This window comes from Streptomyces sp. NPDC048278, from assembly GCF_040652195.1.
GTDB lineage: Bacteria > Actinomycetota > Actinomycetes > Streptomycetales > Streptomycetaceae > Streptomyces.
This window is the reverse complement of the sequence record NZ_JBEZLP010000035.1, coordinates 70864-91688: the sequence shown is the minus strand read 5'-3', so window position 1 is coordinate 91688 and position 20825 is coordinate 70864. Positions and strand designations below refer to the sequence as shown.

22 protein-coding genes are annotated in these 20825 nt (G+C 71.4%); 10 read left to right on the top strand and 12 right to left on the bottom strand.

Annotation, left to right across the window (positions count from 1 at the left end; translation table 11 throughout):
* Window positions 1–29: 29 nt before the first annotated feature.
* Window positions 30–806 carry a phosphate ABC transporter ATP-binding protein PstB gene (gene pstB / locus AB0D74_RS40480; protein ID WP_362598585.1) on the top strand — a complete coding sequence of 259 codons (777 nt, stop codon included), beginning with the start codon at window positions 30–32 and terminating at the stop codon, window positions 804–806.
* Between the two features lie 448 nt (window positions 807–1254).
* On the opposite strand, the gene AB0D74_RS40475 is transcribed toward pstB, so the two are convergent.
* Both AB0D74_RS40475 and AB0D74_RS40470 read right to left on the bottom strand, forming a co-directional pair.
* Complete coding sequence (locus AB0D74_RS40475) at window positions 1255–2253, bottom strand: inorganic phosphate transporter (protein WP_362598582.1); 999 nt, start codon at window positions 2251–2253, stop codon at window positions 1255–1257.
* 7 nt (window positions 2254–2260) lie between these two features.
* Window positions 2261–2881, bottom strand: a complete 621-nt coding sequence (locus AB0D74_RS40470; RefSeq protein ID WP_362598579.1) for a DUF47 family protein — start codon at window positions 2879–2881, stop codon at window positions 2261–2263.
* 197 nt (window positions 2882–3078) lie between these two features.
* Here AB0D74_RS40470 and AB0D74_RS40465 point away from each other — a divergent pair, with 197 nt between their 5' ends.
* Window positions 3079–3417 (top strand): metal-sensitive transcriptional regulator, encoded by a 339-nt coding sequence (locus AB0D74_RS40465; RefSeq protein WP_362598576.1) that lies wholly within the window; start codon window positions 3079–3081, stop codon window positions 3415–3417.
* A gap of 27 nt (window positions 3418–3444) precedes the next feature.
* Here the strand turns inward: AB0D74_RS40465 and AB0D74_RS40460 are convergent, their stop codons facing one another.
* Window positions 3445–3612, bottom strand: a complete 168-nt coding sequence (locus AB0D74_RS40460) for a hypothetical protein (protein WP_362598573.1) — start codon at window positions 3610–3612, stop codon at window positions 3445–3447.
* Window positions 3613–3716: 104 nt separating this feature from the next.
* Window positions 3717–4571 (bottom strand): hypothetical protein, encoded by an 855-nt coding sequence (locus AB0D74_RS40455; RefSeq protein ID WP_362598570.1) that lies wholly within the window; start codon window positions 4569–4571, stop codon window positions 3717–3719.
* A gap of 398 nt (window positions 4572–4969) precedes the next feature.
* On the opposite strand from AB0D74_RS40455, the gene AB0D74_RS40450 reads away from it, so the two are divergent.
* Entirely contained in the window at window positions 4970–6043 is a 1074-nt protein-coding gene (locus AB0D74_RS40450; protein ID WP_362598567.1) for an alpha/beta hydrolase, read from the top strand.
* Between the two features lie 19 nt (window positions 6044–6062).
* On the opposite strand, the gene AB0D74_RS40445 is transcribed toward AB0D74_RS40450, so the two are convergent.
* The 7 genes from AB0D74_RS40445 to AB0D74_RS40415 form a co-directional block, all read right to left on the bottom strand.
* Window positions 6063–6479, bottom strand: coding sequence for an NUDIX hydrolase (locus tag AB0D74_RS40445; RefSeq protein WP_362598565.1), 417 nt, complete (start codon window positions 6477–6479; stop codon window positions 6063–6065).
* Window positions 6476–7498, bottom strand: a complete 1023-nt coding sequence (locus tag AB0D74_RS40440; RefSeq protein ID WP_362598563.1) for a CHAD domain-containing protein — start codon at window positions 7496–7498, stop codon at window positions 6476–6478. Before AB0D74_RS40440 ends, AB0D74_RS40445 begins: the two co-directional genes overlap by 4 nt.
* Window positions 7479–9836 (bottom strand): RNA degradosome polyphosphate kinase, encoded by a 2358-nt coding sequence (locus tag AB0D74_RS40435; RefSeq protein WP_362598561.1) that lies wholly within the window; start codon window positions 9834–9836, stop codon window positions 7479–7481. The genes AB0D74_RS40440 and AB0D74_RS40435 overlap by 20 nt, the downstream gene beginning before the upstream one ends.
* 196 nt (window positions 9837–10032) lie before the next feature.
* Window positions 10033–10830, bottom strand: coding sequence for a hypothetical protein (locus tag AB0D74_RS40430; RefSeq protein ID WP_362598558.1), 798 nt, complete (start codon window positions 10828–10830; stop codon window positions 10033–10035).
* Window positions 10827–11741, bottom strand: coding sequence for an ABC transporter permease (locus tag AB0D74_RS40425; protein ID WP_362598555.1), 915 nt, complete (start codon window positions 11739–11741; stop codon window positions 10827–10829). The genes AB0D74_RS40430 and AB0D74_RS40425 overlap by 4 nt, the downstream gene beginning before the upstream one ends.
* The gene (locus tag AB0D74_RS40420) at window positions 11738–12616 is read right to left on the bottom strand and encodes an ABC transporter ATP-binding protein (RefSeq protein ID WP_362598552.1); all 879 of its coding nucleotides are present in this window, start codon (window positions 12614–12616) and stop codon (window positions 11738–11740) included. Before AB0D74_RS40420 ends, AB0D74_RS40425 begins: the two co-directional genes overlap by 4 nt.
* Window positions 12613–13014, bottom strand: a complete 402-nt coding sequence (locus tag AB0D74_RS40415; RefSeq protein ID WP_362598549.1) for a GntR family transcriptional regulator — start codon at window positions 13012–13014, stop codon at window positions 12613–12615. Before AB0D74_RS40415 ends, AB0D74_RS40420 begins: the two co-directional genes overlap by 4 nt.
* A 111-nt stretch (window positions 13015–13125) precedes the next feature.
* On the opposite strand from AB0D74_RS40415, the gene AB0D74_RS40410 reads away from it, so the two are divergent.
* From AB0D74_RS40410 to AB0D74_RS40390, 5 genes are all read left to right on the top strand, one after another.
* Complete coding sequence (locus AB0D74_RS40410; protein WP_362598546.1) at window positions 13126–13683, top strand: RNA polymerase sigma factor; 558 nt, start codon at window positions 13126–13128, stop codon at window positions 13681–13683.
* The gene (locus AB0D74_RS40405) at window positions 13680–14489 is read left to right on the top strand and encodes a zf-HC2 domain-containing protein (RefSeq protein ID WP_362598543.1); all 810 of its coding nucleotides are present in this window, start codon (window positions 13680–13682) and stop codon (window positions 14487–14489) included. The genes AB0D74_RS40410 and AB0D74_RS40405 overlap by 4 nt, the downstream gene beginning before the upstream one ends.
* Before the next feature lie 24 nt (window positions 14490–14513).
* Window positions 14514–15404 (top strand): ABC transporter ATP-binding protein, encoded by an 891-nt coding sequence (locus tag AB0D74_RS40400; protein WP_362598541.1) that lies wholly within the window; start codon window positions 14514–14516, stop codon window positions 15402–15404.
* Entirely contained in the window at window positions 15401–16942 is a 1542-nt protein-coding gene (locus AB0D74_RS40395; RefSeq protein ID WP_362598538.1) for an ABC transporter permease, read from the top strand. Before AB0D74_RS40400 ends, AB0D74_RS40395 begins: the two co-directional genes overlap by 4 nt.
* An 83-nt stretch (window positions 16943–17025) precedes the next feature.
* The gene (locus AB0D74_RS40390; protein ID WP_362598535.1) at window positions 17026–17226 is read left to right on the top strand and encodes a hypothetical protein; all 201 of its coding nucleotides are present in this window, start codon (window positions 17026–17028) and stop codon (window positions 17224–17226) included.
* A gap of 43 nt (window positions 17227–17269) precedes the next feature.
* Here AB0D74_RS40390 and mshD read toward each other — a convergent pair whose 3' ends face one another.
* Complete coding sequence (mshD, locus tag AB0D74_RS40385) at window positions 17270–18199, bottom strand: mycothiol synthase (protein WP_362598533.1); 930 nt, start codon at window positions 18197–18199, stop codon at window positions 17270–17272.
* A 169-nt stretch (window positions 18200–18368) separates the two neighbouring features.
* On the opposite strand from mshD, the gene AB0D74_RS40380 reads away from it, so the two are divergent.
* The gene (locus AB0D74_RS40380; protein WP_362598530.1) at window positions 18369–20165 is read left to right on the top strand and encodes a bifunctional metallophosphatase/5'-nucleotidase; all 1797 of its coding nucleotides are present in this window, start codon (window positions 18369–18371) and stop codon (window positions 20163–20165) included.
* Between the two features lie 206 nt (window positions 20166–20371).
* Window positions 20372–20533: a hypothetical protein gene (locus AB0D74_RS40375; protein WP_362598527.1), complete on the top strand. Its 162-nt coding sequence runs from the start codon at window positions 20372–20374 to the stop codon at window positions 20531–20533.
* Window positions 20534–20825: the final 292 nt, after the last annotated feature.

Below are 20825 nucleotides of genomic sequence, written 5' to 3'. Positions count from 1 at the left end.
AGCGACCGACTCCTGGAAGTGAAGAAGTAATGTCCAAGCGAATCGACGTAAGCGGGCTCACCGCCTACTACGGCTCCCACAAGGCCATCGAAGACATCTCGATGAACATCGAGCCGCGCACCGTCACGGCGTTCATCGGCCCCTCCGGCTGCGGCAAGTCGACGTTCCTGCGCACGCTGAACCGCATGCACGAGGTCACGGCCGGCGGCCGGGTCGAGGGCAAGGTCCTCCTCGACGACGAGAACCTCTACGGCGCCAACATCGACCCGGTGGCGGTGCGCCGCGAGGTCGGCATGGTGTTCCAGCGTCCGAACCCGTTCCCCACGATGTCGATCTTCGACAACGTGGCCGCGGGTCTGCGCCTGAACGGCAACTTCAAGAAGAGCGAGCTCGCCGACGTCGTCGAGAAGTCGCTCAAGGGCGCGAACCTCTGGAACGAGGTCAAGGACCGCCTGAACAAGCCGGGCTCCGGTCTCTCCGGTGGTCAGCAGCAGCGTCTGTGCATCGCCCGCGCGATCGCGGTCGAGCCGAAGGTGCTGCTCATGGACGAGCCCTGCTCCGCCCTCGACCCGATCTCGACCCTCGCCATCGAGGACCTGATCGGTGAGCTGAAGGAGCGCTTCACGATCGTCATCGTGACGCACAACATGCAGCAGGCGGCGCGTGTCTCCGACCGTACGGCGTTCTTCAACCTCGCGGCCGTCGGCCAGCCCGGCAGGCTGATCGAGATCGACGACACGGAGCGGATCTTCTCCAACCCGTCGGTGCAGGCCACCGAGGACTACATCTCCGGCCGATTCGGCTGAGCCGGAACTGACCCCTCGCGGTGCTGCATGGCGGTGCCACCGCGAGGACGCAAAAGGGCCCGCCCCTGGCTCCCGGGGGCGGGCCCGCCTGCATTCTCTTCGCCTTTTCCTTTACCCACCCGCCCACCCGACTCGGTTCTTCGAGAAGGGCGAGGTCAAGGGGTGGGGGTGACCGCGGGCCGGCGGCTTGCGGGGTGCGGTTGGGCGCAGGGGGCCGTCCGGCGGCTTGCGGGCCTGGGGGCGGCGAAGAGCCGCAGGGGGTGGACGGCGCTGTCGTACGGCGGCTGCGGGCGCGTCGTGGCTGGTCGCGCAGTTCCCCGCGCCCCTGGCGGGGCGCTGGCCCGGCCGGTGTTCGGAGCGCGGCCCTCGTCTTTCGACCTCGACCTCTCTGCCGACCGAGTCGGGTGGGTGGGTGGGTGGGAACGCCTTTCGACCTCGCCCTGGGGAGTTACAGGAGCGTCAGGTCGATGAGGCCGAAGGCGGCTGCTGCTACCAGGGCCGCTGCCGGCATGGTGATGAACCAGCCGAGGACGATGTTCTTGGCGACGCCCCAACGGACCGCGTTCACGCGCTTGGTCGCGCCGACGCCCATGATGGCCGAGGTGATGACGTGGGTCGTGGAGATCGGCGCCTTGAAGAGGAACGCCGTGGTGAACATGATCGACGCGCCGGTCGCCTCGGCGGCGAAACCCTGCGGCGGGTCGAGTTCGATGATCTTGCGGCCGAGGGTGCGCATGATGCGCCAGCCACCCGCGTAGGTGCCGAGGGAGAGCATCACGGCGCAGATGATCTTGACCCAGACCGGGATCGGGTCGCCGTACGTCTCGTGGCCGGAAATCACCAGTGCCATGACGACGACGCCCATCGTCTTCTGGGCGTCCTGGAGGCCGTGGCCGAGAGCCATGCCGGCCGCGGAGACGGTCTGCGCTATCCGGAAGCCCCGCTTCGCCTTGTGCGGGTTGGAGCGCCGGAACAGCCACATGATGGCCGTCATGACCAGGTAGCCGAGGATCAGGCCGACGACGGGGGACAGGAACATCGGGACGATGACCTTGTCCACGACGCCGTTCCACAGGACGGTCGTGCCGCCGGCCAGCGCCGCGCCCACCAGGCCGCCGAAGAGCGCGTGGGAGGAGGACGAGGGCAGGCCGAAGTACCAGGTGACGAGGTTCCAGACGATCGCCCCGACCAGCGCGGCGAAGAGGATGCCCATGCCCGTGGAGCCCTTGGGCGTCTCGATCAGGCCCTCGCTGACCGTCTTGGCGACCCCGGAGCCCAGGAAGGCGCCCGCGAGGTTCATCACGGCCGCCATCGCCAGGGCCGCGCGCGGCGTCAGCGCCCGCGTGGAGACCGAGGTCGCGATCGCGTTCGCCGAGTCGTGAAAACCGTTCGTATACGTGAAGAAGAGCGCGACCAGGATGGTCACGACGAGCGCCAAGGTGTCCATCGACGGCTCAGGACTCCTTGACGGCGATGGTCTCCACCGTGTTCGCCACGTGCTCGAACGCGTCCGCCGCCTCTTCCAGGACGTCCACGATCTGCTTGAGCTTCAGCACCTCGATCGCGTCGTACTTGCCGTTGAAGAGGTGGGCGAGCAGCCTGCGGTGGATCTGGTCCGCCTGGTTCTCCAGGCGGTTCACCTCGATCCAGTACTCGGTGAGGTTCTCCAGCGTGCGCAGGTGGGGCATCGCCTCGGCCGTCAGGTCGGCGGCCCGGGCCAGCACCTCGATCTGCTGTTCGACACCCTTCGGCAGTTCCTCGATGTTGTAGAGGACGACCAGGTCGACGGCCTCCTCCATGAAGTCCATGATGTCGTCGAGGGAGGACGCGAGGGAGTAGATGTCCTCGCGGTCGAAGGGCGTGATGAACGAGGAGTTCAGCTGGTGGAAGATCGCGTGCGTGGCGTCGTCACCTGCGTGTTCCGCTGCCCGCATACGCTCTGCGATCTCGGCCCGGGCAGACGCGTCCGCCCCGAGCAGTTCCATCAGGAGTTTCGAGCCCGTGACGATGTTGTCCGCGGACGCGGCGAACATGTCGTAGAAGCTCGTCTCCCTGGGGGTCAGACGAAAGCGCACTTGGGGTCCTCGGTATGCATGGGTTTCGGTCAGGCTGATGCTAAGCGCATCATCCGGCCACGGCTAATGGGCCGCCCTCCAGTTTCGCCCATCGGGCTTGGTGATCATGAGGGGGGCGTCCCGAGGGCCCTATACCCAGCAAAGTTCGTTACCATATACCCACCAGGGGTATATGAATCGACGATGCGGAGGACGCGATGACGACCACCGAGGCCGGCGCCACGACGCCCTCCGGAAGCGGAGCGCCTGCGACCACGCACGGTTACCACAAGCAGAAGGACGAGCACCTCAAACGGCTGCGCCGGATCGAGGGCCAGATCCGGGGCCTGCAGCGCATGGTCGACGAGGACACCTACTGCATCGACATACTCACCCAGGTCTCCGCCTCGACCAAGGGGCTGCAGGCCTTCGCGCTCCAGCTCCTCGAGGAGCACCTGCGGCACTGCGTCGCCGACGCGGCCGTCAAGGGCGGGTCGGAGATCGACGCGAAGGTCGAGGAGGCCACCCAGGCCATCGCCCGCATGCTGCGGACCTGAGCCCGCCCGGCCGGGTCCTGGCCTGAATCAGTACGCCTCGCGCTCCTCGGCCACGCGCAGCACCTCGTCGATACTCTCCAGGCTGAGCCGGTCCTCGGCGGCCGAGGCCGCGATGATCAGCTCGCCGCACAGATCGATCTCGGCGAGGGCCACGTGGTCCTGAACTGCCGTACCGCCGACCGGAGCCACGTGCATCACCTCTTCTCTGCCGTCACCGACTCTCTAGAGTAGGCAGCGGTCTACACAACGCGCATGGCACGGACGGGCTAGTTCACAGGTTGTACGGAGCCGTCGTCTGACTAGTGCGTCGGCTGGTTTTCGGCGATCCGGCCCGCGTAGATGTCCTCGGAGCGTGGCAGCTTCACGTCCACCGGAGTGCCGAAACCGTACAGCAGGGTCGTCGAGGCGACCGCCACCGTGCCCTTGCCGCTGTCGTTGACGAAGCTGAACCGCTGCCGGAGTTTCCGGATCCGGCCCTGGTCGTCGAGGTACACGTCGAACGGAACCTCGGGCGTGGCGAACCCTTTCGCCGCGGCGGCCAGGGCGGCCCGGACGCCGGCGGACGCCGTACGGGCCGCGGTCGCGAGGTCGGCGGTGCCCCGGTAGTGCCTGACCTCGGTCCCGGCGAACTCGGTCTCTCCCACGTATGTCGCGGTGCGGGTGCCGCGCAGCAGCTCGGCCGCCGCGAACGGGTCGGTCGCGCCGCCGGTGACGAGGTTGCCGTCGGAGAGGCTCGCCGTCTCCACCCGGACCCATTTGTCGGCGGGCACCCCGGCACCCCGGTTCTTCATGAACAGCGCGCCCGGGGCGAGGAGTTCGGTGATCGGGCGGTGCTCGGAGGTGCCGGCGGGGTCCTGCGGGAGGACCACCGTGAGCCTGCCGAGCTGCCGGTCGTAGTCGTAGACGCCCTTGCCGCGGATGGTGACCCGGGTGCCGCCGGTGGCCATCTCCATCGAGGTCGTGGCCTGGGAGGTGCGGGTGGCCCGCAGGGTGTCCGCCGTGCGCTTCAGGAGGGCGACCGGGTTGTCGCCGGGGGAGCCGCTGACGCCCTCGGCCGTGGCGCCGCCGCAGCCGGTGGCGCAGGCGCCGAGGCCGACCACGAGCCCTACGGTGACGGCCGTCTTCCCAGCGCGCCAGTGCTGCCGCCGATCCATTCTGCCTACCCCCAGCCGGTGCGTCCGTCACGGGTCCCGCGTCGTTCCGCTTAACGAGGGGTGGGAGGGGCCGTCACGCATACCAGTGCTTTACCGAGCGTCGGTAACGTTGTCGGTGTGGCGCAGGAGGACGGTTCCGAGCGGGCCTTGCAGGGACAGGAACACCACACGAGCATGATCGAGCAGGGGCGGTTCTGTTTCGCCCGGTGCACATGCGGCTGGCGCGGACCGGCACGGCGGGCGAGAAGCCTGGCACGAACGGACGGCGAGGGACACAGAACCGGAGTGTGAGACGCGCCCCTGAGGGGCGCGCTGCCGGTCAGCTTCACAGTGCGCGGCGCTTCGCCGAGTTGGCGGCGGTGGCCCACAGGACGGTGTGGCCGGCGGCGCACGGGACTGTGGGTGCACCCCGATTCGAACGGCACGGCCCGGATGGTGTCCTGCTGTCCGACCGAGACGGCGGCTACACGGCGTCGGCGACGTCGTCGAGCACTACGCCGCTGACCTGGCTGGACCGGCAGTTCCTCTCGCGCTTCCCGGGTTCGCTGCCCGGACTCTCTCCCTCCCTGGAGTTCCCCGTGCGACACCTGTCCGCCGCCGTGCAGGAGGACCTGCCGGCCGGCTTCACCCAGCACAGGACGCAGGTCGGCACCGTCGGCCTCAACTACGTGATCGGCGGCCACGGCCCGACCCTGGTCCTGCTGCACGGCTACCCGCAGACCTGGTACGAGTGGCGGCACATCATGCCCGCGCTCGCCGAGCACTACACGGTCATCGCCCCCGACCTGCCCGGCGCCGGCCGCAGCGACGCCCCGGCCACCGGCTACGACAAGAAGAGCATGGCCGCGGACATCCACGGCCTGCTCGCCAGGATCGGCCACGACAAGGACATCCGGCTCGTCGGCCACGACATCGGCACGATGGTCGCCTACTCCTACGCCGCCGCGCACCCCGCCGACGTGAAGAAGCTCGTGCTCAGCGAGGCCCCGATCCCGGCCCCGAGCATCTACAGCTTCCCGTCGCTGACCGCGGACGGCCCCGGCGCCTGGCACTTCGGTTTCTTCGCCCTCGGCAACGGCCTGCCCGAGGACCTCATCCAGGGCCGCGAGGAGGTGTGGACGGACCGGTTCATCGACGACCTGGAGGTCCGGAAGGGCGCGGTCACCCCCGACGAAGTCGCCGTCTTCGCCGGCTACCTGAAGGACCCGGCCCATCTCCGGGCGAGCCTGGCCTGGTTCCGGACGCTGCCGCAGGACATGAAGAACGACGCCGTCTACCAGAAGAAGAAGCTGACCATGCCCGTGCTCGCGATCGGGGCCGACGGCAGCCTCGGCGACTCCGTGCCCAAGCAGGTCAGGAAGTACGCGACCCACGTCACCGGGGTCGTCGTACCCGACTCCGGCCACTGGCTCTACGAGGAACACCCGGCGGAGATGACCGACATCCTGCTCACCTTCCTGAAGGGACGGTGATGCCGAGGTTCCGCGCTCCCTAAGGCGTGTTGTGCAGCGAGGCCAGCAGTTCGTCCACCAGCTCGGCGTCCCGGGGCTGGGTCAGGCGCTGCCGGGCCTCCGCCGGGCGGAGCCAGAGGATCCGGTCCACCTCGTGGTTCGGGGTGAAGTGCCCCTCGCCCGCCTCCCCGGCCCAGTAACGGACCTCCTTGGGGCGGCCGTTGGCGTAGTAGTGGGCGGTGGAGAGCTCGCTGCCGAGGGCGGCCGTGTAGCCGGTCTCCTCGGCCACCTCGCGCAGCGCGCCCGCCCCCGCGTCCTCGCCGCGCTTGAGCTTGCCCTTGGGGTGCGACCAGTCGTCGTACTTGGGGCGGTGGACGAGGCAGACCTCCAGGCCGCCGTCGACCGGCGAGCGGCGCCACAGGACGCAGCCCGCCGCCTGCACCGGGGTGTCGGTCACACGGCCTCCACCCGCTGCTTCTGCCACGCCTGCTGGAACGCGAACCGGGCCGCCTCCACCTCGTGCCGCTGGTCGGCGTGGAGGACACCGAGGGCGTAGGCCGTCGCGGGGGCGATGCGCGGGGTGCGGGCCGCGGAGGCGGCAGCGGCGGCGGCCTCCGAGGCGTCGCGGTGCCGGTTCAGGGCCTGGCCGGCCGCGAGCAGCCGTACGTCCACGGGCGCGTCCTCGCCGCACAGCACCTCGCGGGCGTAGCGGTGCAGCCGCAGCAGGAGGCGGACCTGGTGCCAGGGGCCGTCCTGGGGGTGCGGGGCCGGGTCCGGGGAGAGGCCGTGGACCAGGGCCTCCGCGTTGTACGGGTGGCCCGCGGTGACCAGGGGGAGGGCCGCGATGGCGTCGGTGAGCCGCTCCTCGGCCGCCGACGCCAGCGGGCGCAGGTCGGTCGTGGGCGCCGCGGCCGTCAGCGGGACCTCGCTGGCCAGCACCGCGACCTTGTCGGCGACCGCGTGGAAGCGGGAGGAACCGAGCGCCTGGAGGGCCGTGGAGTGGGCCCGGGTGCGGGCCAGGGTGAGCTGGCGGTCGAGCAGGGCGCCCGCCTTGGCCGCGCCCACCGTCAGGTTGCCGCGCTCGGTCACCGTCTCCGAAGTGGCCTGGCCCGGCAGGCTCGTCGAGCCGGAGAGGCGGTGCAGCGCGAGCAACAGGCGCTCCAGCCGGGCCTCGTAGGCGTGTTCGAGGCCCAACGTGCCCGACAGCCAGGCCAGTTCGGGGCGGATCTCCTCGGACCAGTCGGACTCCAGGAGCGGTCGGAAGGTGTGCAGGCTGCCGCTGATGCGCCGGGCCGAGCGGCGCAGGGCGCGGGCCGCGTCGACGGACTCCTCCGTCGCGCTCACCGTCCCGGTCTCCCGGTGCAGGCGCAGCGCGCGGAGGAACTCCGTGGCCTGGGTGCGCAGGTAGCCCGCGAGGGCGTCCCCGGTCGTCACCCGGGCCGTCGGGTCCGTCGGTTCAAGGTGTTGCTGTGCCACGCCGGCGCCTCCGGGCGTCTATGAGCATCTCCTGGATGTTGCGCAGGGGCTGGCCGTCCGCGTCGGTCGCGTGCCGGGTCCATTCGCCGTCCGGGCCCAGGTGCCAGGAGGAGGTGGAGTCGGACATGCCGGACTCGAGGAACCGGTTGAGCGAGGCCCGGTGAGCCGGGTCGACGACCCGGACCAGCGCCTCTATCCGGCGGTCGAGGTTGCGGTGCATCATGTCGGCGCTGCCTATCCACACCTCGGGTTCGCCGCCGTTGCCGAAGGCGAAGACCCGGGAGTGCTCCAGGAAGCGGCCGAGGATCGAGCGGACCCGGACGGTCTCCGACAGGCCCGCGACACCCGGGCGGATCGCGCAGATGCCGCGCACCCAGACGTCGACCGGCACGCCCGCCATGGACGCGCGGTACAGGGCGTCGATGATCGCCTCGTCCACCATCGAGTTGACCTTGATGCGGATGAACGCGGGGCGGCCGGCCCGGTGGTGCTGTATTTCCTTCTCGATGCGCGCGATCAGGCCGTCGCGCAGCGACTTGGGGGCCACCAGCAGGCGGCGGTAGGTCTCCCGGCGGGAGTAGCCGGAGAGCCGGTTGAACAGGTCGGACAGGTCCGCGCCGACCTGCGGGTCGGCGGTGAGCAGGCCGAGGTCCTCGTACAGGCGGGCGGTCTTGGGGTGGTAGTTGCCGGTGCCCACGTGGCTGTAGCGGCGGAGCGTCTCGCCCTCCTGGCGGACCACCAGGGACAGCTTGCAGTGGGTCTTCAGACCGACCAGGCCGTAGACGACGTGGCAGCCGGCCTCTTCCAGCTTGCGCGCCCACTTGATGTTGGCGTGCTCGTCGAAGCGGGCCTTGATCTCGACCAGGACGAGGACCTGCTTGCCGGCCTCGGCGGCGTCGATGAGCGCGTTGACGATCGGGGAGTCGCCGGAGGTCCGGTACAGGGTCTGCTTGATCGCGAGGACGTCCGGGTCCTCGGCGGCCTGCTCGACGAAGGCCTGCACGGAGGTGGAGAAGCTGTCGTACGGGTGGTGCAGCAGCACGTCCCGCTCGCGCAGGGCCGCGAAGATGTCGGGCGCGGACGCCGACTCGACCTCGGCGAGGTCCCGGTGGGTGCCCGCGATGAACTTGCGGTACTTCAGCTCCGGCCGGTCCAGGCCCGCGATGCGGAACAGGCCGGTGAGGTCGAGCGGTCCCGGCAGCGGGTAGACCTCCGCCTCGGAGATCTTCAGCTCGCGCACCAGCAGGTCGAGCACCTCGCGGTCGATGGACTCCTCGACCTCCAGGCGCACCGGCGGCCCGAAGCGGCGCCGCATGAGCTCCTTCTCCAGGGCCTGGAGCAGGTTCTCCGCGTCGTCCTCCTCGACCTCCAGGTCCTCGTTCCGGGTCAGCCGGAAGGCGTGGTGCTCCACGACCTCCATGCCCGGGAACAGCTCCTCCAGGTGGGCGCCGATCACGTCCTCGATGGGGACGTACCGGCCCGGGGAGCTCTCCAGGAAGCGGGACAGCGACGGCGGCACCTTCACGCGGGCGAAGTGCTTGTGACCGCTGACCGGGTTGCGTACGACCACGGCCAGGTTCAGGGAGAGGCCCGAGATGTAGGGGAAGGGGTGCGCCGGGTCGACCGCCAGCGGGGTCAGGACCGGGAAGATCTGGTGCCGGAAGAGCGTGAAGAGCCGCGCCTGCTCCTTCTCGGTCAGCTCGGCCCAGCGGACCAGGTGGATGCCCTCCTCCGCGAGCGCGGGGGCGACGTCCTCGTGGTAGCAGGCGGAGTGCCGGGCCATGAGCTCGCGGGAGCGGGCCCAGATCATCTCCAGCACCTCGCGGGGCTGGAGCCCGGAGGCGGAGCGGGTGGCCACGCCGGTGGCGATGCGGCGCTTCAGGCCCGCCACCCGCACCATGAAGAACTCGTCCAGGTTGCTCGCGAAGATCGCCAGGAAGTTCGCCCGCTCCAGCAGCGGCGTGTTCGGGTCCTCGGCCAGTTCGAGTACCCGCTCGTTGAACGCGAGCCAGCTGCGCTCCCGGTCGAGGAAGCGCCCCTGGGGCAGCTGCACCCCGTCGACCTGCGACTCCTCGTACGTGTCGAGGTCGGCGTCGAGGTCGGGTTCCAGGTCGGAGACCACGGCGGCCACGGTGTGCGGGCGGTGTGCGGCTATGGAGCCCACGGAGGGCTGGGCGTGGTGAACCTCGGCTGCCTGGGCGTTCTGCTGACTCATGACCCCATTCTTCCGCGCCCGGGCCGTGACAGGCGCGTCGGAGCGTGCGGGTGGGAGCTGGACGACCCCGTTTCCCGCGAACCCCTCGGGGGGCGGCGAAGGCTCTGGCACAGCGGGCTTCATTGGCTGAGCGTCGCAAGTCCGTCTGAACCAATGGTTACGAAGACATGGCGTATGGGATAGCGGCGGGAGGCTCGCGGGCGTCTGTGATCAGCCCGAGGGGGTCTTGGGGATCACGAAAGCGACGATCCTGTACGACCTTCCCACCGGCCCCGCGCACCCTTCGCCCGTCCGGGCGACACGCGGGACCGACGTTCCCTCAGCGGGTCCGGCGGCGCAAGAGCCAGAACGCGCCGACCGTGGCCGCGGCGGCCAGGGCGAGCACCATCGCGGTGGCGGCGAGCTGAAGGGCCCAGAAGCCGTGCAGCGGGCCGCGCAGCGGCAGCCACGCCGTGCGCAGGTAGAGCCTGACCGCCAGGGTCACGGCGGCGGCCGTGCCGAGCGCCGGGAGGGTGCGGCCGAGCGCGAGCCCGGCGAGGGCGCCGACGGCGAGGCCGAGCAGGAGCAGGGCCGGCAGCAGCGGGCCGTGCGGGATGAAGACGCGGTCGTAGGTCCAGTTGCTGACCAGCTGCGGCCGGTCGGAGCTCCACACCCAGCCGAAGACCAGGGCGAGCAGCGCGCCCCCGGCGGCCAGTGGCAGGGCGGCCACGGTGAGCAGGCCGGCCAGCCAGCGGGCCGGCGAGACGGACTGGGTCCAGGCGAGCCGGGCGGTGCCGGACTCCAGCTCGCGGCCGATCAGCGCACCGCCCGCCCAGGCGGCGACGGCCACGCAGGAGTAGCCGAGGACCTCGCCGAGGAAGTTGACGACGTTGTTGGCGTCGGTGAACGCCGAGTAGTCGCAGCCGGGGAGGGAGCCGGCGGCCATGGGGGAGTAGCGGAAGAAGCTCCGGCAGGTCCGCTCGGCGGGCACCTCGGCGAAGTGCACCCAGAGCAGCCAGCCCGTCACGAGCAGCCCGAACGCGGCCCAGGCGAGCAGCGCGGGGCGGTGCAGCCTGTGCAGCGAGCGGTAGGCGGGAGCGGAGCCCGGGGCGGCGGGGGTGGCGGGCAGGGCCGTCATCGGGCGGTCGTCTTTCCGGTCAGGCGGCGCAGGGCCAGGTAGCAGCCGAGGGTCAGCAGGGCCGCCACGGCGAGGAGCAGGGCGGTGGTGGTCAGCTGGAGCGGCCAGGCGTGGGCGGCGGGGTGGTAGTCGCCGTAGGGGACGTCGTCGGCGAGCTTGCCCGACCGCCAGGTCCAGGAGCTGTTGGGGAGGGCGAAGTAGGCCTTTCCGCTGCTGGTCCTCGTCGGCCACAGGCGGGGCATGAGCAGCTGGGCGGCGGTCCAGACCGCGCCGGTCAGGAGCAGGCCGAGGCCGAGGGCGGGCAGGGTGCGGCGGGACAGCAGGCCCGTCAGCGCGCCCGCGGCGAGGCCGCACAGGGACAGGGCGACGAGGGTGGGGCCGTTGGTGTGGAAGGTCGGGATGTCGTACCACTGCTTGGCGGTGTCGATACGGCCGTTGCCCGCGGTCCAGGTCAGGTGGTGCAGCCAGACCGGCAGCGCGGTCCCGGCGGCGACGGCCGCGGCCGGGACCGCGAGCCGGACGGTCAGCCAGCGCACGGGGGTGCTGGACTGCGTCCAGCCGAGCCGGGCGGTGCCGGACTCCAGCTCCCTGCCGAACGCGCCGCCGGCCCAGGCGGCCACCAGGAAGGGCACCGCGGCCAGGGCCAGGGTGACGTAGTTGTACCAGTCCTTGTAGCGCAGGATCGCGTGCTGGTTGTACGTGCACCGCTCCCAGTCCGTGCAGGCGTCGTACTGGCGCCAGGCGTCGGCCGCGGCGTCGGTCAGCGGGCCGTGCAGGAGGAGGAGCAGGGCGGTGAGGGCCAGGACCAGGCCTGTCCAGACGTAGAGCGCGGGGCGGTGCAGGCGCAGCAGCCAGCGGGCGAGGTGGGCCCGGGCGGCCGGCGCCGGTACGGGTGCGGTCAGGGTGGTCATACGGTGGCCTCCACCGCGGTCAGGGCCGGGGCCTCGGGGTTGCGGAGGTGGGCGAGGACCAGTTCCTCCAGGGAGGGGGCGTCGGTGCGCCAGTCGGCGGGCAGCGGGCCCGCGGGCCGGACCAGGGCGCTGAGCTGCCGTCCGGTGGTCCGGGAGTCCACGACGGTGTGCGGGTCGAGGTCGGCTTCGGCGGGGGCGGCGACCCGGGTGTGGGCGGCCAGCAGGTCGTCGATCTCGCCGGCCAGCCGGACCCGGCCGCCGCCGACCAGCAGCAGGTGGTCGCAGGAGTCCTCCAGTTCGGCGACCACGTGCGAGGACATCGCGATGGTGGTGCCGTGCTGGGCCGCCTCCACCATCAGCGTGCCCATGAGTTCGTGCCGGGCGAGCGGGTCGAGGTCGGCCATCGGCTCGTCGAGGAGGAGCAGTTCGGGCCGCTTGCCGAGGGCGAGGGCGAGCGCGACCCGGGTGCGCTGGCCGCCGGAGAGGGTGCGGACCCGGGACTTCGGGTCCAGGTCGCCGCCGGCCACGACCTGTTCGGCGGTGGCCGCGTCCCAGCGCCCGGGGTTGAGGTCGGCGCCCATCGCGAGCGTCTCGGCGATCGTGAGCTGCGGGTAGAGCGGCTTGTCCTGGGCGACGTAGCCGACCCGGCCGCGCGCCTCGGCCGGGGTGGTGCCGAGGACGGTCAGCTCGCCCTCGGTCGGGCCCAGCAGACCGGTGGCGAGGGCGAGGAGCGTGGACTTGCCCGCCCCGTTGGGGCCGACGACGGCGCAGACCCGCCCGGCGGGGAGCCGGAAGGCGCACTCGCGCAGCGCCCAGCCCCCGCGTCGGCCGAACCGCTTGCCGAGCGCGGACGCCGCTATCGCGGTGTCGGTCATGAACTCTCTCCTTGGAGGTGCTTGGCGAAGTGTGTTTCGAGTACGGCGGTGAAGAGCGCGGCCACGTCCTCGCGGTCCAGGCCGGCCGCCCGGGCCCGGGCCGCCCAGTCCGCCAGCTCCCCGTGCAGGGGGGACTCGGCGGCCGGGGCGGTGCCGAGCGAGCGCTTGACGAAGGTGCCGAGGCCGCGCCGGGCCTCGACCAGTCCCTCGCGCTCCAGCTCCCGGTAGGCCTTGAGGACGGTGTTGGGGTTGATGGCGGTGGCCTCGACCACCTCTCGGGCGGTGGGCAGCCTGTCTCCCGGCTGGAGGTGCCCCAGGCGCAGGGCCTGCTTGGTCTGCTGGACGATCTGGACGTAGGTGGCGACGCCGGAGCGCCGGTCGATGCGGTACTCGACCACCCGTACAACCACCCTTTCACTAATTGAGTAGTGAAAGGGTGGTGGAAGCGCTGCCTGAAAGTCAACCCGGGATCGGTGAACCGATCGGCGGGGCTCGTGCGATGAGGAGACGTGAGCGGAACGAGAAGCGACGGTGAGCTGCTGCGCGCGGTCGCGGCGGACGCGGACCGGCGCGCCTTCGAGGAGCTGTACCGGCGGTACGCGCCGTGGCTGACCGCGCGGCTGCGCGGCAGGTGCGCGGATCCGTCGGTCGTCGACGACGTCGTGCAGGAGACCTTCCTCGCGGTGTGGCGGGGGACCGCCCGGTACCGAGAGACCGAGCCCACCGAGAACACCGACGCGGCCGGCTGGCTGTGGCGGATCGGGTCGCGGCGGCTGGTCGACGCACTGCGCGGCGACGGGGCCCGCGGCCGGCTGCGGCAGGCACTGGCCCGGCTGCGGCACCGGGACGAGGCCTCGGCGGAGGAACGCGTGCTCGCGGGGGTGGAGCACGGGGACCTCGCCGGGGCCCTGGTCCGGCTCTCGCCCGAACTGCGGGCGGTGCTCCAGGCGACGGTGATCGACGGACTGACCACCCGCGAGGCCGCGGTCCTGCTCGGCATCCCGCCGGGCACGGTCAAGACCCGCGCGATGCGGGCGCGCAAGCAGTTGCGGGAGGAGCTGGCATGACCTGGCACGTGTCTGAAGAAGATCTACGGGCTTACGCGCACGGCGAGTTGGCACCGCCGCTGCTGTGGTCGGCCGACACCCACCTCGGCTCCTGCGCCGCGTGCAGGGCGGTCCTGGCGTCCGTGTCGGACCCGGTCGCGCTGGACGCCGGCTGGGAGCGTCTGGACGCCGAACTGGACGCGCCGAAACCAGGGCTGGGCGAACGCCTCCTGGTCCGCCTGCACGTCTCCGAGCCCACCGCGCGGCTGCTCACCGCGACCCCGGTACTGCGCAGGTCCTGGCTGGTGTCGGTGGCGTGCGTGCTGGCGGCGACGGTCCTGGTGGTCCACGCGGTGGACGCCCCGGCCCTGTTCCTGGCCCTCGCCCCGCTGCTCCCGCTGGCCGCGGTGGCCCTGTCGTACGGGCCGGTCCTCGACCCCACGTACGAGATCGCCGCGGTCGCCCCGACCCACGGCTTCCGGCTGCTGATGATCCGTACCGTGGCCGCGCTGACCGCCTCGCTCGGCCTCAACTGCCTGGCCGCGCTGGCCCTGCCCGGCTACGGCCTGCTCGCCTTCGGCTGGCTGCTGCCCGCCCTCGCGCTCACCGCGGCGGGCCTCGCCCTCTCCGTCCGGCTGGGCCCGCTGTTCGGGCCCGGACTGGTCGGCGGGGCGTGGACGGCCCTGATGGCGGTGGCGGCGATGCACCCGACGGGCACACCGGCCGCCTTCACCACGGCCGGGCAGTCGGTGGCCGCCGCACTCGCCGCCCTCGCGACCCTCCTCCTCCACCAGGTACGGGACCGCTTCGACGCCAGGCCCTACTGACCGACTGATTGCTGGAGTCCTACCTTGACCACCACTGTCTCCGCCGCCGGCCTCACCGTGCGCTACGGCGGCACCCCGGCGCTCGACGGCGTCACCCTGTCCCTGAGGGAAGGCGTCACGGGCCTGCTCGGGCCCAACGGCGCCGGGAAGACGACCCTGTTGAGGGTCCTCGCCACCGCCGTACCGCCGGACGGCGGCGCCTTCACGGTGTACGGCGAGGACCCGGCCACCCCGGCCGGCCGGCTCGCGGTCCGCCGCACGCTCGGCTACCTCCCGCAGACCCCCGGCTTCCACCCGGACTTCACGGCCTTCGAGTTCGTCGACTACGTCGCCATCCTCAAGGAGCGCACCGACCGGGGCGGCCGTCATCGCGAGGTCCGGCACGTCCTGGACCAGGTCGGTCTCGCCGACGTACGCGGCAGGCGGATCAAGCGGCTCTCCGGCGGGATGCGGCAGCGGGTCGCGCTGGCCGCCGCGCTCGTCGGCGACCCCCGGTTCCTGGTCCTGGACGAGCCGACGGTCGGACTCGACCCCGAACAGCGCATGCGCTTCCGGGAGTTGATCGCGGAGGCCGGCGAGGGCCGCACGGTGCTGCTGTCCACCCACCAGACCGAGGACGTGGCGATGCTCTGCAACCGGGTGGTCGTGCTCGCCGAGGGCCGGGTCCGTTTCGACGGCACACCGGCCCAGCTGACGGCCCGCGCGGCCGGCCGGGTGTGGAGCAGTACGGAACGCGCCCCGGGCGCACGGGCGGGCTGGCGCACCGGCACCGGCACCTTCCGCAACGTCGGCGATCCGCCCACCGGCGCCGACCTGCTCGAACCGACCCTGGAGGACGGCTACCTGCTGGTCCTCGACGAGGAGAACGCGACGGGCAGCGCGGGCACCGTGGGCACGGAGGTGACGGCGGCATGACGACCGTACTCGTGCGGGAGTCCGAGACGGCAGGACGCGGGGACCACGAGCGCGACACCGCGTCCGCGTCGGTCTTCGCCCTGGCCGTGTTCGAGGCCCGCCAGCTCCTCCTGCAGATCCCGCTGCTGGTCTTCGGCCTGCTGTACCTCGTCTACGTCGGCTACGGCCTGTTCGCCCGGGGCGAGGGCATGGACGCGTATCCCGTCCTGCACGACGTGGACCGCTCCACCCAGGGCGGCCCGGAGCTGTTCGCCGTGGCCCTGCTGGTGTGCGTGCACCGGGCGGCGCTGCTCGCGCGGCGGCGCGGCCTGGAGGAGCAGTTCGGGGTGCTGGCGATGTCGCCCGCGCGCCGCACGCTCGCCCACGCCCTGTCCGTCGTGCCCTTCGCGGTGGGCGTGGCCCTGGTCGTCGACGTCCAGTTCGCCTGGGCGGCGCTGCGGCCGGGCGCGGTCGGCCACGGCTCGGTGTTCGAACTGGCGGTGGCCCCGCTGACCGTCCTGCTCGCCGGTGCGGTCGGCGTGCTGCTGGCCCGGATCATGCCCCACCCGGCGGCCCCGCTGCTCTTCCTGCTCGCGATCGGGTTCGGCACCAGCCTGCTGCCCGGCGGCTCGGGCACGCACGGCGTGGACTGGCTGTGGCCGGCGGTGCTGCAGAACGGCGGCACCCCGGTCCCCGGCGAACTGCTGGGCCGCCCGGCGAACTGGCACGCGCTGTATCTGCTGGGTCTGACGGTGCTGCTGGTGTGCGTGGCGATGCTGGTGGCCGGCGGCCGGGCGCGGTTCCTGAAGGCGGCGACCGCCGTGGCCCTGGTGGCGGCGGTGGCCGGCGTGGCCGGGCAGGCGCCGGGGGACTCCACGGGGCTTCAGGCCCAGCGCAAGGCGGAGGCGGACCACCCGGCGCAGTTCCAGACGTGCGTGGAGCGGGCCGGCTCCCGGTACTGCGCGTACCCGGACTGGAAGGGCTGGACGGTCGACTGGGCCGGAGCGGTGCGCCGGGTCCGGTCCGAGGCGGGCGGCGAACAGGCCACCACCCGCCTCACCGTCCGCCAGCGCATCCAGGAGATCACCGACCTCACCACGGACGCCACCCTCCCGACCAGCTCCACCCCGGGCACGGTCACCGTCGGCACCCAGTGGGGCGGCAACCGGGTCCCCGAGTTCGCGGTCGGCGTCGCCCGGGTCCTGGTCGCGGGCAACGAGCGGGCCTCCGTCGAGATGTGCGACGCCCGCCCGGTCACCACGATGTGGCTGGCCCTCGCCACCGACCCCACCCCCGAGGACACCTTCCGCCGCCTCCGCATCGACGACAGCCTCGCGGGCCCGGCCGCGGTCCTCACCCCCGACGGCGGCAGCATGTCCGTCTCGGCCCAGCAGACCGAGGTCGTACGCGAGCTGTTCCGCGAGCCGCACGACACGATCGCCGCCCGGGTGAAGTCCCACTGGCAGCAACTGGTCTCACCGCACACGACGACCACCGAGGCGGCCCGCCTGCTCGGCGTGAAGACACCGAAGGGGCCGGACGACTGCCAGGCGGGCTGACGGGGGCATGATGGAGGCGACAGGCGACAGGCGACAGGCGACAGGCGACGGCGACAGACGTCAGGCGGAGCGTGGAGGCGGGTGTGGACCATCCCTTCCGGGACGGGGGGCCGGCCGAGAGGGCGATGCCCTGGCTCTCGGCCGCCGTGGTCCTCGTCCTCGCCGCGGCCACCCTGGCGGGCGGCGCCGGGCCCCTCGTCAAGGTCGTCGCCGCGGCGGTCGCCGTCGCCGTGCTCGGCAGGTCCGCCTACCTGATCAACCGCAGGCGACCGCCGAACCGGTGAGGGACCCTCAAGGTCTCCCTCAAGGTCTCCCTCCCGGCCTCCCTCAGGTCTCCGTCCGGTACATCAGGTCCGTCTCGTGGGTCGTGAACCCCAGGCGTTCGTAGACCGCGACCGCAGCCGTGTTGTCGGCGTCGACGTACAGCATCGCCGTGGGCAGGCCGAGGTCGGCCAGGTGGCGGAGGCCGACGGTGGTGAGGGACTTGCCGAGGCCGCCGCCCTGGGCGGTGGGGGAGACGCCGAGGACGTAGACCTCGCCGAGGCGTTCCGCGTCGTGGACCTTCGTCCAGTGGAAGCCGAGGAGTTCGCCGCCGCGCTCCGCGAGGAAGAAGCCGGCCGGGTCGAACCAGGGCAGGGCCTTGCGGTCGTCCAGGTCGCGCTGGGTGAGCGAGCCCTGTTCCGGGTGGTGGGCGAAGGCGGCGGCGTTGAGGGCGAGCCAGGCCGTGTCGTCCCGGCCGGGGACGAAGGTGCGGACGGTGACGCCCTCCGGCAGCTTCGGGTCCGGCAGGTCCAGGTCGGTCAACGGGCGGCGCATCTGGCGCAGTTCGCGGAACAGCGTGAGGCCGAGGACCTGCGCGAGGTGGCGGGCCGCCGAGTGCCCGCCGTGCGCCCAGACCCGCAGCCGCTTGCCGGACGCGGCCAGCAGGGCGGCGCCCAGCGCGCGGCCGTGGCCGTGGCCCCGGTGGGCCGGGTGCACGACCAGCTCCGCGGCCGGCGCCTCCACCGGGTCGGTGTCCTCCAGCTGGGCGTAGCCGACGAGTTCGTCGCCGACGGAGAGGAGCAGATGGGAGACGCCCGCCCGGGCGCCGCCGCTCAGCTGCAGGCGGCCCTGCTCGGACACCGGCTGCTGGCCGTCGGCCTCGGCGGCCCGCGCCAGCAGTTCCCGTACGGCCTCGGCCTGATCCGGGGTGAGCGCGGAGTAGGTGTCGATGGAGCGGGAGTACATGGGCGGCCGTGCGGTGTCGTCGCTGGTCATGCGTACGAGGGTACGGGGCGGGATCGGCAAAGTGCGGGCACCGGGGAAAGGTAAAGGGCAGGGCAACCGGCAACCAAGATGTAACCATGAACCCCCTGTTGCGCTACGCGCGTTGACCCTAGGCTGCGCCGGACCGGGCCACTTCTCAGCAGACCCACAGGGGGGTTCCATGCAAGCGAAGTCCAGACCGTCCAGACGGCGTTCGTACGCGCTGCTCGCGTCGGCCGCAGGGCTCGCGACCGTCGCAGCCCTGGCGAGCGCGCTGCCCGCCGACGCGCACTCCGACAAGGGGCACGGGCACCACGGCCCCAGCCGCTACCAGGACGTCCAGCTGCTCTCCTTCAACGACCTGCACGGCAACCTGGAGCCGCCGTCCGGCTCCTCGGGCCGGGTCACCGAGACCCAGGCCGACGGAACGACGAAGACGATCGACGCCGGTGGTGTCGAGTACCTCGCCACCCACCTGCGGGAGGCCCGCAAGGGCAAGAAGTACTCCGTCACCGCCGCCGGCGGCGACATGGTGGGCGCCTCCCCGCTCATCTCCGGGCTCTTCCACGACGAGCCGACCATCGAGGCGCTCAACAAGCTCGACCTGGACGTCACGACGGTCGGCAACCACGAGTTCGACGAGGGCGCCAGGGAGCTGGCCCGCCTCCAGAACGGCGGCTGCCACCCCACCGACGGCTGCTACACCGGCAAGAAGTTCAAGGGCGCCGACTTCCCCTACCTCGCGGCCAACGTCCTCGACGAGAAGACGGACAAGCCGATCCTCAAGCCGTACTGGGTCTGGCAGAAGAAGGACGTGAAGATCGGCTTCATCGGCGTCACCCTGGAGGGCACGCCCGGCATCGTCTCCGCCGACGGCGTCAAGGGCCTGGCCTTCAAGGACGAGGTCGAGACCATCAACAAGTACGCCAAGGTGCTCCAGCGCCAGGGTGTCCAGTCGATCGTGGCGCTGGTCCACGAGGGCGGCTTCCCGGCCTCCTCCAACTACAACTACGACTGCGACTCCGCGGGCGCCGGCAGCGGCATCTCCGGCCCGATCGTCGACATCGCGAAGAACGTGACCCCGGCGGTGGACGCGCTGGTGACCGGCCACACCCACACCGCGTACGTCTGCACCATCGACGACGCGGCCGGCAACCCCCGCATGGTCACCTCCGCCGCCTCCTTCGGTCGCCTCTACACCGACACCACCCTCACGTACGACCGCCGCACCGGCGACATCGCGCGTACGGCCGTGCAGTCGGCGAACCACGTGGTCACCCGGGACGTCGCCAAGGCGCCCGACATGACCGACCTGATCAGCAGGTGGAACACCCTCGCCGCCCCGATCGGCAACCGTGCCATCGGCTACATCTCCGCCGACGTCAACAGCACCGGCACCGAGTCCCCGATGGGCGACCTGATCGCCGACGCCCAGTTCGCCTACGGCAAGGAGCTGGACCCGGAGACCGACCTCGCGCTGATGAACCCGGGCGGGGTGCGGGCCGGGCTGACGTACGCGGCGAAGGGGAGTGAGGGCGACGGCGTCGTGACGTACGCCGAGGGCTTCACGGTCCAGCCCTTCGCCAACACCGTGAACCTCCAGGACTTCACCGGGGCCCAGCTGATCCAGGTGCTCAAGGAGCAGGTGAGCGGCAGCAACGCCGCTGCCCCGAAGATCCTGCAGCCTTCCAAGGGGCTCACCTACACGCTGGACCTGACGAAGACGGGCGCGGACCGTGTCGTCGCCGATTCCGTGAAGCTGAACGGCACGGCCATCGACCCGGCCGCCACCTACCGCGTCGCCACCAACTCCTTCCTCGCGGGCGGCGGCGACGGCTTCACCACCCTCGGCCAGGGCACCGGCGACCTGGTCGGCACCGACGACCTCTCCGCCCTCGCCCAGTACCTGACGGCCAACTCCTCGGCCACGAGCCCGCTCGCGCCGCCGGCCACGGACCGGATCATGATCGTGCAGTAGGCACCGCCCAGCCCCGCCCAGGGCCCGGTACGCACACCCGTGCGCACCGGGCCCTTTCTGTTGGATCTGTGCTGGATCTGCTGGATAAAACCTAGGTGAGGCAGTGAACGGTTCCCGGTTGCTCCTGAAAATTCGTCTCAGCCGCAATTCATCGAGGTCTAACTGAAAATGGCTTTCTCCGGCTCTCGGACCGCGTAATGTTTTCCATGTCGAAAGCGAACGGCGCGGACGACGGAACGAAGGAGAAGATCATGAGCTTCCACAAGATCGTCCCGGTGAAGAAGACCGAGAAGCCCGCCCCGAAGCCGGCTCCGAAGAAGAAGGACTGCAAGAAGTCCCAGCCCAAGCGCCCTGTCGGCAACCGCTAACTCACCGGCCCAGAGGAGGGAATTCCCATGAGCTTCCACAAGATCGTCCCCGTCAAGAAGACCCGCAAGCCCGCTCCGGCTCCGAAGAAGCCCGCGCCGAAGAAGCCGGCCCCGAAGCGTCGCCCGGTCGGCGACGAGCGCTGACAAAGAATTTACAGACGTAATTCAAATCAATTCACAGGTTATTGCAGCGGGACAGTAGAAAAACTGTTGCAGAACCACGACACAAGTCGTCAGGGAGAGGAACAGCACCATGAGCTTCCACAAGATCGTCCCCGTCAAGAAGCACCGC